Source organism: Catonella sp. (assembly GCF_052173895.1).
In the GTDB taxonomy this organism is placed as follows: domain Bacteria; phylum Bacillota; class Clostridia; order Lachnospirales; family Lachnospiraceae; genus Catonella.
On the sequence record NZ_JBQMXS010000008.1, the window covers coordinates 62,167 to 72,320 of the forward strand.

At 36.1% G+C, this 10,154-nt stretch carries 11 protein-coding genes; 10 read left to right on the forward strand and 1 reads right to left on the reverse strand.

From position 1 onward, the window contains the following. Window positions 1–7: 7 nt before the first annotated feature. Genes ACTTG8_RS03320 through ACTTG8_RS03330 form a run of 3 tightly spaced genes read left to right on the forward strand, consistent with a single transcriptional unit; the run spans window position 8 to window position 2,162 of the window. Entirely contained in the window at window positions 8–901 is an 894-nt protein-coding gene (locus tag ACTTG8_RS03320) for an ABC transporter permease (protein WP_442560700.1), read from the forward strand. Continuing rightward, window positions 888–1,661: an ABC transporter ATP-binding protein gene (locus ACTTG8_RS03325; protein WP_442560701.1), complete on the forward strand. Its 774-nt coding sequence runs from the start codon at window positions 888–890 to the stop codon at window positions 1,659–1,661. The genes ACTTG8_RS03320 and ACTTG8_RS03325 overlap by 14 nt, the downstream gene beginning before the upstream one ends. Before the next feature lie 54 nt (window positions 1,662–1,715). Continuing rightward, the gene (locus tag ACTTG8_RS03330) at window positions 1,716–2,162 is read left to right on the forward strand and encodes a signal peptidase II (RefSeq protein ID WP_442560702.1); all 447 of its coding nucleotides are present in this window, start codon (window positions 1,716–1,718) and stop codon (window positions 2,160–2,162) included. 81 nt (window positions 2,163–2,243) lie between these two features. Here ACTTG8_RS03330 and ACTTG8_RS03335 read toward each other — a convergent pair whose 3' ends face one another. Then, complete coding sequence (locus ACTTG8_RS03335; RefSeq protein WP_442560703.1) at window positions 2,244–3,434, reverse strand: pyridoxal phosphate-dependent aminotransferase; 1,191 nt, start codon at window positions 3,432–3,434, stop codon at window positions 2,244–2,246. An 85-nt stretch (window positions 3,435–3,519) separates the two neighbouring features. On the opposite strand from ACTTG8_RS03335, the gene ACTTG8_RS03340 reads away from it, so the two are divergent. From ACTTG8_RS03340 to ACTTG8_RS03370, 7 genes are all read left to right on the forward strand, one after another. Further along, window positions 3,520–3,918: a response regulator gene (locus ACTTG8_RS03340; RefSeq protein WP_442560704.1), complete on the forward strand. Its 399-nt coding sequence runs from the start codon at window positions 3,520–3,522 to the stop codon at window positions 3,916–3,918. Between the two features lie 3 nt (window positions 3,919–3,921). Beyond that, the gene (locus ACTTG8_RS03345) at window positions 3,922–4,602 is read left to right on the forward strand and encodes a hypothetical protein (RefSeq protein WP_442560705.1); all 681 of its coding nucleotides are present in this window, start codon (window positions 3,922–3,924) and stop codon (window positions 4,600–4,602) included. Window positions 4,603–4,719: 117 nt separating this feature from the next. Next, complete coding sequence (locus tag ACTTG8_RS03350) at window positions 4,720–5,694, forward strand: GDSL-type esterase/lipase family protein (protein WP_442560706.1); 975 nt, start codon at window positions 4,720–4,722, stop codon at window positions 5,692–5,694. A 16-nt stretch (window positions 5,695–5,710) separates the two neighbouring features. Then, entirely contained in the window at window positions 5,711–6,253 is a 543-nt protein-coding gene (locus ACTTG8_RS03355; protein ID WP_442560707.1) for a DUF4358 domain-containing protein, read from the forward strand. Window positions 6,254–6,319: 66 nt separating this feature from the next. Beyond that, complete coding sequence (locus tag ACTTG8_RS03360; RefSeq protein ID WP_442560708.1) at window positions 6,320–7,087, forward strand: type III pantothenate kinase; 768 nt, start codon at window positions 6,320–6,322, stop codon at window positions 7,085–7,087. A 93-nt stretch (window positions 7,088–7,180) separates the two neighbouring features. Further along, on the forward strand, window positions 7,181–9,157 hold the full coding sequence (gene ftsH / locus ACTTG8_RS03365) for an ATP-dependent zinc metalloprotease FtsH (protein WP_442560709.1): 1,977 nt from the start codon (window positions 7,181–7,183) through the stop codon (window positions 9,155–9,157). Window positions 9,158–9,493: 336 nt separating this feature from the next. Then, the coding region (locus tag ACTTG8_RS03370; protein ID WP_442560710.1) for a PD-(D/E)XK nuclease family transposase at window positions 9,494–10,154 on the forward strand (661 nt) is incomplete at its 3' end.

Here is a 10,154-nt window from a genome sequence, read left to right on the forward strand (position 1 = left end):
GGGTGAAATGCAGATAATTTTAGGAGTGCTTACGGAGGGACTTGTATATGCAATTCTTTCGCTTGGTGTGTACATAACCTATAAGATACTCGATTTTCCGGATCTTTCGGTTGATGGAACTTTTCCACTTGGGGCAGCAGTAACAGTGGCCATGATACTTATGGGGATGCCGGTTTTTATGGCTATGCTTGTTGCAACAGCAGCAGGGGTTATTTTTGGAGCTATTACAGGAATAATCCATGTAAAATTTAAAATTCGTGACCTTATTTCGGGTATAGTGGTAATGACGGCATTGTACTCTGTAAACCTTAGAATAGCAGGGAAGGCAAATGTTCCTCTTTTTAGTAAACAGACTTTATTTGAAAATGATTTCTTAGGTAAGGTATTTCCGGAAGGAATGAAACCTTATAGCGATTTAATCATACTTATAATAATAGTTATAATTGTAAAGTTATTGCTTGATTTTTACCTTAAAACAAAGTCAGGTTTTTTGCTTAGGGCAGTAGGTGATAATGAGGTACTCGTAACTAGTCTTGCAAAGGATAAGGGAAATATTAAGATTTTAGGGCTTGCCATAGCAAATGGGCTTGCAGCTCTTGCAGGAAGTATTTACTGCCAGATGAACGGTTTCTTTGAAATATCAACCGGTACAGGAACTGTGGTAATAGGGCTTGCAAATGTAATTATAGGAATAAGTTTAGTAAGGCATTTTCGTTTTATTAAGCCTACTACTGCTGTAGTAATAGGTGCGATTATCTATAAGGCCTGTGTATCTCTTGCTATTTCTATGGGGCTTGCAGCATCAGATTTAAAACTTATTACAGCAGGGCTTTTATTTTTAATTCTTGTAGCAGGCAACCTTAAGAAGAGGAGAGGAGGCATAAAAAATGATAGAGCTTAAAAATATTTATAAATATTACAATCCAGGCACTATTAATGAAATGTGCCTCTTTGAAGATTTTAATTTAAATATAAAAAAAGGAGAATTTGTATCTGTAATTGGAAGTAACGGTTCGGGAAAAACTTCCATGCTTAATCTTATTTGCGGAAGTATTCCACTGGATAAGGGAGATATTAGTATAGATGGACGGAGCATTGCAAGACTTCCTGAATTTGTGAGGAATAAGAGGATAGGGCGTGTGTATCAGAACCCTTCGCTTGGTACCTGTCCTGAAATGACCATACTTGAAAATCTTTCACTTGCAGACAATAAGGGAAAGAAGTTCGGACTTTCGTTTGGAATTAACAAGGCACGGATAAACTATTATAAAGAAATTTTAGCAGGACTTGGTTTAGGGCTTGAAGAAAAGTTAAATACTAAGGTAAAGTCTTTATCCGGAGGACAGAGGCAGGCACTTACCCTACTTATGTCCACATTAACTCCTATAGAATTTCTTATTTTAGATGAACATACAGCGGCTCTTGACCCAAAGACGGCAGACCTCATAATGGAACTTACAGATAAGGTAGTCAAGGAAAAGGAGTTGACAGCGATTATGGTAACTCATAATCTAAGATATGCAGTGGAATATGGTAATAGACTGATTATGATGCATCAGGGTAAGGTTGTTATAGATAAGGCAGGAGAAGAAAAGGCGAAAATAACAGTAGATGATATTCTTGGTAAATTTACGGAAATTAGTATTGAGTGTGGTAATTAAATAGTGGTATAATAACATATAAATATTAATGAAATTAAATTTCAGGAGGTGCTTATGTTATCATTACTTTCAGGCGTGGGAGCATTTTTAACAGACCAGTTTATTAAAGGGCAGATTGAAAAAGGCAAGATAGAAGATGGCGAACAGTATTTTGGAGATTTAATTACTATAAAAAAATCTATAAATAGAGGCCTTATTATGAATAATCTTGAAGAAAGGCCAAGGTGGGTACTTTCATGGGTTTCTGCGATATTTGGTATGACTGCTTATGTTTATCTTTTAACCCTTGGCAAAAAACATAGAAAACTTAAAAGACTTGGACTTGCGCTTATAGTTGGGGCGGCAGCCTCAAACCTCTATGACAGGATTAAGAAAGATGGAGTTACGGACTATTTTATGATAAAAGGCTTACCGAAGGTGATTTTTAATTTAGCAGACATAGTTATTATATTCGGAACAATGATTTCCGTAATTGGAGAGCTTGTCGGTAATGATGAATGATAGTATATGGAAAATATAACAGAGCTTTCGCCTGAAAAAGGTGAAAGCTCATTTTGGTTGAAACTTAGTTATATAAAATATTTATAAATCTTTGTAATTTTTAGCAAGCCTTTCAAAGGAAGAATAAGCATTATCAATTACTTTTGGTGATACACAGTAGGCTATTCTTACATAACCGGCACAGCCAAAAGCAGAGCCTGGTACAAGGAGCAATCTTTCTTTTTTGGCATTTTCAGCAAAAAGTCTATCATCATACGGAGTTTTCATAAAAAGGTAAAATGCACCTTCAGGGTGTACATAGGAGAAACCGAGCTTGTCAAGAATATCTATTAGTTTATTTCTGTTATCTTCGTAGATACTTATATCAACACTTTCGGTAAGGCACTCTGCTATTGCTAACTGCATAAGCGAAGGAGCATTTACAAAACCTAATATTCTTGTAGCAGTATTAGCTGCAGCAACCATATTACTAAAGTCTTCAATCTCATTGGGAAGAACAAGATAGCCTATACGCTCGCCCGGAAGGGAAAGGGATTTACTATAAGAATAACACACAATGGTATTATTATAATATTTGGTAAGATAGGGGACTTTAATAGAGTCATACACAAGTTCCCTGTATGGCTCATCTGAAATGAGGAAGATGGTATGTCCGATTTCTTTGCTTTTTTCAGTGAGAATATTGGCAATAGCCTTAATATCATTTTCAGAGTATACTACACCTGTAGGATTGTTTGGAGTATTCACAATTAATGCCTTGGTTTTAGGAGTGATTGCTTGGCGTAAGTCTTCTATATTGGGCTTAAAACTTCCATTGATATTAGGTTTTATAGGAACAAGTACAGCACAAAAATTGTCTGCGTAGTGCCTATATTCTCCAAAGTAAGGTGAAAATGTAAGTACTTCATCATCGGGATTTAAAATGGTTTTAAATGCGACATTGAGTCCTCCTGCCGCACCGACAGTCATTATTATATTGTTAAATGAAAAATTGGTGTCAAACCGTTTATTTAAGGAGAGTGCTATTTTCTCTCGGACTTCTTCGTAGCCGGAATTATTCATGTAACCATGCAGATAGTCAGGCTGTATATCACTAACAATGGATTTGATGACGGTTTTTAATTTCTCAGGTGGATATGCACTTGGGTTGCCAAGGCTGAAATCATATACATTTTCTTGTCCAAACTTTTTAGCCAATTTTTTTCCGTCTTCAAACATAGCCCTTATTACGGAACTGCCTGTAAGTAAATTTTTCATTTTCTCAGAAACCATATATCCTCACTTTCTTATTTGACATCGTTCTGCCATTATGATAGCATAAAATCTTAAAAGATACACTAGAAATTTGGAGGTATATATGAGAGTACTTATTGCAGAAGATGATTTTGCCAGCAGGAAGTTTATGCTTAGATTTTTTGAAAAATATGGTGAGTGTGATATAACGGTGGATGGAAAAGAGGCTGTAGAGGCGTTTACAATGTCGTTAGAAATGAATGAACCTTATGACCTTATATGTTTAGATATAATGATGCCAGAAATGGATGGACATCAGGCACTTAAGATGATAAGAAAAATAGAAGAAGAAAATAATATTTCTGAAGAAAATAAAGTAAAAATTGTTATGACCACAGCTCTAAGTGAAACAAGACAGGTTACAAAGGCTTTTGAAAATGGATGCACTGCTTATGCAGGAAAGCCGATAAATCAGGAAAAGTTGGTAGCAATGCTCAAAAAATTTAATTTGATTGAAGAATAAAATATGAAAAAAGAGAGTATTTTAGATGAAGAGGCCTATATCTACAGGCATAATGATAATGAGGATGAAGGCGATAAATGGAAGAGGATGAGCAGAAAGCAAAAATGGGCTTATTTCAATGATTATTATAGGAATAAGTTGATTGGAGTTGTAATTTTGCTTGCAGTCATCGTTTTCTTAGTTTATTCCATGCTTAAGCCAAAGCCTGATGTAGTAGTTTCTATAGCAGTACTAAATGATTATTGGAATAATGAAAAAGTTGAAGAATTGACTAAGGAAATAGGAAAATACCTTGAACTTGAGGAGGGCAAGCAGGAAATATGGATTGATGATACATATTTTTTAAAAGAAACAGGAATAGGTAATGAAATTGCCAACACACAAAGACTGGTAGCTAGGTTTGCGACAGGAGATATTAATGTTGTAATAGCTGAAAGACCTACATTTGAAGAGTATGTTAAAAACGGAACTTTTCTTAAAATATCCGAAGTACTTGACGATGTTAATTTGTATAGAGATAAAATTGTATCAGACGGTTATGGAATAAGCCTTGATGGGACTAATTTTTTAAAAGAGGTACAGAGTTATCAGAAAGAGTCGGTTTTAGGTGTTTTAGCAAATGCAGATAACGAAGATTACAAATATCTGTCAAAAATAATTAAGTATATTTTACAAAAATCTTAAAATAGAAAAATTAGCATAAATATGCTTGACAATTGATATTAGCAAATTTATACTCGTTTTGCTGGGAGATTTGAGGTTAATTATATAAATGTATCAGTATTTGAAATGAGGGTAGCGATGAGCAGTAATCCATATAGAAATAGTAGGAATTCTTATAGAAGAAGACGCCAAAAAGAAGGAAGAGTACTGGTTGCATTAGTGGTTGTAACAATAATGGCAGCAGGTATAATGGGGCTTTATGGAGTGATAAAGCTTTTTACGGATAGTAGTCTGTCACTTAAGCACACACAGGCTGCAAGTTCAGTAATTCAGCCGGAATCAGATGAAAATAATGGAAGTACCCTACAGGGAAATAATGTTGTTGGACAGGGTTCTTCTTTGCAGACAGAGAGTAAAGTGACGGCAAGTGCGAGTACGGGAGGGATAGAGACTAAACCGGACAATGCAGCTGTTGATAAAAAGACTGATGATTCAAAAAAGGTTGATATAAAAAAACTCGTGACGGCCGAAAAAAGTGCAGAGGAAGAGCATTATAAGGACACTGTTTTTGTGGGCGATTCTAGAACACAGGGACTTCAGATAAATGCAGGGCTTAAGAATCCTGATTTCTTTGCAGGAAGAGGCTTGAATGTAAAAAATGCACGTACTGAAAAAGTAGTTAAAAATGCTAAAGGTAAGACTGTTACAGTAATTGAGGCACTTAAAGATAAAAAGTATAGAAAAGTATATATATGTTACGGAATAAATGAACTAGGATGGCCTTATACCAATATCTTTGCTGATGAATATAAGAAGACTATAGAGGCTATAAAGGAAATACAGCCGGATGCAGAAATAGTAGTTCAGGGAATTTTACCTGTTACTGAAAAGAAGTCTAAATCGGATAAGATATTTAATATGAAGAACATAAAGAAGTTTAATAAGGTTATCAAAGAAATGGCAGAGGAGATTGGAGTTACCTATGTTGATGTATCACCTGCTGTTTCAAATAAAAAAGGTTTTCTTCCAAAAAATGTTACTCCGGACGGAGTGCATATGGATAGGGAATATTGCAAGAGGATTCTTGCGTATATAGTAAATATGAATTATTAAGAGTGAGGATGATGAAATGAGAAAAAAAACAAACAGAATTAAGATGATGGCAATGCTTTCTTTATTGACACTCACAGTTTCTGCAGTATTATATGGCTGTGGTGGAAAAGGTGAAACAAAGAGTTCAGCTAAAAGCATGACTGAGACCACGACAACAAGCAGTAAGGCAGCAGCTGTGGATGTAACTAAGGTGGCAGACAGGCTCAAGGATGAGATTAAATACGATGATAAACTTGCAGAGCCGGAGGCAGAAACAATTGACATTCTTTATCCGGGTCTTCCTAGTGACAAGGTAAAGGCTAAAAAGGTTTATATATCAAGCTCAGGTGGCACTGCAGAAGAGATTGCCTGCTTTGAAACGATGGATGAAGATAGTGCAAAAAATATAGAAAACTTGTTAAATGAAAGGGTTGAGATTCAGAAGGCAAGCTTTAAGAACTATGTTCCGGAAGAACTTAAGAGGCTTGAGAAGGCATTTGTTATTAGAAAAGGAAATAACATCTACCTTTCAGTTTCGGCTGATCCTGACAAGGCTAAGAGCATTATAGAAGAAAATTAATATAAGAGGGCAGGTTCGTACTGAGAAGGAGCGTTCCTGTCCTAAATTTACATATTGGAGATAATTATGATATTTGCAGTAGATATGGGTAACAGCAACATAGTTTTGGGCTGTTTAGATGGGAAAAAGTTGATATTTGAAGAGAGGCTTGCTACCAATATGGGTAAGACAAGCCTTGAGTATGCTATAATGTTTAAAAATTTGTTTGAACTTTATGGTAAAATTCCTACTGAGGTAGAAGGCTGTATCATCTCTTCTGTAGTACCGCAGCTAACAGACACAATAGCAGATGCAGTTAAGAAGGTATGTGGCAAGTCCTCTATGATAGTAGGCCCCGGAATAAAAAGTGGAATCAATATAGTTATAGACAATCCGGCACAGCTTGGGGCGGATCTCATAGTAGGTGCAGTAGCAGCTGTAGATGAGTATGAACCACCTTTTATTATAATAGATATGGGAACGGCTACTACTTTCAGCTATATAAATGAAAAAAGACAGTTTATAGGAGGGGCTATAATGCCAGGGGTGGTAACAGCATTAAACTCCCTTGTAAGCGGAACCTCACAGCTTATAAGAATAAGCCTTGATGCACCTAAAAAGATTATTGGAAGCAATACAATAGACAGCATGAAAAGTGGAACTATATATGGAAATGCTGCAATGTTAGATGGTATGATAACCAGGGTAGAAGAAGAGATGGGAAGAGAACTTTTGACAATTGCCACAGGAGGGCTGGCGAAACTTGTAGTTCCGTATTGTAAGAAGAAGATTGTTGTGGATGACTCTCTTTTGATAAAGGGGCTTGGGATTATTTACGAAAAGAATAGAAAATAGTGAAAAAATTGTGTATAGCTTGCAATTTGGATTGTGCATGTATATAATTGTACACAATGAAGTTGTGTAAATAAATCTTAGAAAGGGAGTTAAATGGAAGATAATAAAAATAATAGATCCGGTGATAATAATTCCGGAGGAGGCATGAATAAAAAGGCCGGAATTATTACTATAGTTGCTACTATAGTAATTTTTCTGCTGTTTATGTATGGAATGAACCTTATAAGACAAGGGGTAAATAGGGAAATAAGCTATAATGAATTTGTTAAAATGATAGATGAAGGTAAGGTAAAGTCTGTACTGCTTAAGCAGGGAAAGATAGAGATTACTCCTAATTCCTCAAATAATGATTTATATACACCTACGTACTATACAGGGTATATTGGAGATAATGATCTTGCAAGCAGGCTTTTAAAAGCGAATGTTGAGGTGCGTTCTCCTTCTCCTGATGCAACTCAGGGAATTCTTGAATTCTTTGCAGTATACATACTTCCGCTTGTAGGAATTTGGGTAGTTATGTATCTCATTTACCGTTCATTTTCTAAAAGTGCAGGCGGAATGATGGGAGTTGGTAAGAGTAATGCGAAGGTTTATGTAGAAAAGCGGACAGGAATTACTTTTGCAGATGTGGCAGGTGAGGATGAGGCTAAGGATTCACTGCGTGAAATGGTGGATTTTTTACATAATCCTAAAAAATATGCAGAGATTGGAGCGAAACTTCCTAAGGGAGCATTACTTGTAGGCCCTCCCGGCACAGGTAAGACCTTGCTTGCAAAGGCAGTTGCAGGAGAGGCGAATGTACCGTTTTTTTCGCTATCGGGTTCAGACTTTGTGGAAATGTTTGTAGGCGTAGGCGCATCAAGGGTAAGAGATTTATTTAAACAGGCTCATAGTATGGCACCTTGTATCATTTTCATAGATGAGATAGATGCTATAGGAAAGAGTAGAGATTCAAAATATGGCGGTGGAAATGATGAAAGGGAGCAGACCTTAAACCAGTTGCTTGCTGAGATGGATGGTTTTGACTCAAAATCAAAGGGAGTAGTTATACTGGCTGCAACTAACCGTCCTGATGTACTTGATAAGGCGCTTCTTCGTCCGGGGCGTTTTGATAGAAGAGTAATAGTTGATAGACCGGACTTAAAGGGAAGGGTTGCTATACTTAAGGTACATAGTAAAGACGTGCTTATGGACGATACTGTGGATATAGATGCAATCGCTATGGCTACAGCGGGAGCCGTAGGTTCAGACCTTGCAAATATGATAAATGAGGCTGCCATAATGGCGGTAAAGGCAGGAAGAAAGACAGTAAGTCAAGCAGATCTTTTTGAGGCTGTTGAGGTAGTTATAGCAGGTAAGGAAAAGAAAGACAGAATCCTTGGTAAAGAAGAAAAGAGGATTGTAGCTTTTCATGAGGTAGGGCATGCTCTTATAACAGCATCAATGAAGAATGCAGATCCTGTTCAAAAGATAACCATAGTTCCTAGGACGATGGGGTCTTTAGGATATACAATGCAACTTCCTAAGGAAGAAAAATTTCTTCAGAGTAAGGAAGAATTAGAAACTGATATAGTTACGTTTCTTGGAGGCAGGGCAGCGGAGGATGTTGTGTTCAATTCTATTACAACCGGTGCAAGTAATGATATTGAAAGGGCAACAGCGATTCTTCGTTCTATGATTACCCAGTATGGAATGTCAGATAAGTTCGGAATGGTAGGACTTGAGTCTGTTGAGAACCGATACTTAGATGGAAGAGCTGTGCTTAACTGTGCAGATGAAACAGCAGCTAAGATAGATGAAGAAGTTGCAAGGCTTATGAAAGAATTCTATGATAGAGCTGTAAACATAATCAAGGAGAATAGAGAAGTACTTGATAGGATAGCAGAATACCTTATTGAAAAGGAAACTATCACCGGTAAGGAATTTATTAAGATGTACAGAGAAATAAAAGGACTTCCGGATCCGGATGAAAAGAAGGAAGAGGTTTCAGAGAATAAGGAGACAGATGTAGAAAGAATTGATGCTGTGGAAGAAAGCCAGTCTGAATTTGTTTCTGAAGTAAAAGAATAAAATCTAGATTTAGAGAAAATATCAATAGAAAGAACTTAGACTTTACTTTGAGTTATAATCACATTTTTGATACTTGCAACAATCAAAAAGGCTCTAAAACCTTGTATAATAAGGGTTTTAGAGCTTTTCTATATGCAAAAACTTGAACAAGTATTCGCCTGTATTACCTTTTGACTAAGTTTGATAAATATTTTATTTTTGTCTATTCTGTACATTAAACTTTCCAAACTTTGTGCACTTTGTCGTTGTCTGAAAATTCAAAATATATTATAATATCCTTATCTTGTTACTTCTAAAGCAAGAATTCTATTTTATATTTTTCAAATATCTGCTATAATGTCCTTAAAGGCATTGTGGCAGATTCTTAAGAAAGAAAGGACTATAATGCCAAAAAGAAAAATCAGAGAACTTTCAAGACTTTTAAATCCTATTGACGATGTGATGTTTAAAAAAATGGCTGAGCATAAAGAGTTTTGTGAAGAAATCCTAAGAGTAATCTTAGAAGATGATAAACTAACAGTAACAGAATCAAGAGCTCAGTGGGAAGGTACAAACCTGCATGGGCGTTCTGTAGTGCTTGATGCCAAGTGCATATCCGGAGATGGAAGACATATCAATATTGAAGTCCAAAAAGAAAATGATGATGACCATCTAAAAAGGGTACGCTACAACGGAGCTATTATAACTACAAACATAACTGACCCCGGCACTAAGTTTAAAGATATACCCGATGTCTGTATTATATTCATATCTAAATTTGACATATTTAAGGGTGGCTTTCCAGTCTACCATGTAGACAAGATAGTACGTGAAACCGGTGAAATCATTGACGATGGACTTACGGAAATATATGTAACTACAGTAAAAAAAGAGGATTCTAAAGTTTCAAAACTTATGGAGCTCTTTATAAAAGACGATGCTTATAATACGGAGGATTTTCCAGTTACAAGTGAGATTAAGGCTAGGTTTAAAATAAGCGAAGGAGGCAGAAAAGAGA

What these genes read in the sequence shown, in the direction of transcription:
- ACTTG8_RS03320 (WP_442560700.1), top strand. Translation starts at nt 8, where the DNA reads ATGCAGATAATTTTAGGAGTGCTTACGGAGGGACTTGTATATGCAATT.
- ACTTG8_RS03325 (WP_442560701.1), top strand. Translation starts at nt 888, where the DNA reads ATGATAGAGCTTAAAAATATTTATAAATATTACAATCCAGGCACTATT.
- ACTTG8_RS03330 (WP_442560702.1), top strand. Translation starts at nt 1,716, where the DNA reads ATGTTATCATTACTTTCAGGCGTGGGAGCATTTTTAACAGACCAGTTT.
- ACTTG8_RS03335 (WP_442560703.1), bottom strand. Translation starts at nt 3,434, where the DNA reads ATGGTTTCTGAGAAAATGAAAAATTTACTTACAGGCAGTTCCGTAATA.
- ACTTG8_RS03340 (WP_442560704.1), top strand. Translation starts at nt 3,520, where the DNA reads ATGAGAGTACTTATTGCAGAAGATGATTTTGCCAGCAGGAAGTTTATG.
- ACTTG8_RS03345 (WP_442560705.1), top strand. Translation starts at nt 3,922, where the DNA reads ATGAAAAAAGAGAGTATTTTAGATGAAGAGGCCTATATCTACAGGCAT.
- ACTTG8_RS03350 (WP_442560706.1), top strand. Translation starts at nt 4,720, where the DNA reads ATGAGCAGTAATCCATATAGAAATAGTAGGAATTCTTATAGAAGAAGA.
- ACTTG8_RS03355 (WP_442560707.1), top strand. Translation starts at nt 5,711, where the DNA reads ATGAGAAAAAAAACAAACAGAATTAAGATGATGGCAATGCTTTCTTTA.
- ACTTG8_RS03360 (WP_442560708.1), top strand. Translation starts at nt 6,320, where the DNA reads ATGATATTTGCAGTAGATATGGGTAACAGCAACATAGTTTTGGGCTGT.
- ftsH (WP_442560709.1), top strand. Translation starts at nt 7,181, where the DNA reads ATGGAAGATAATAAAAATAATAGATCCGGTGATAATAATTCCGGAGGA.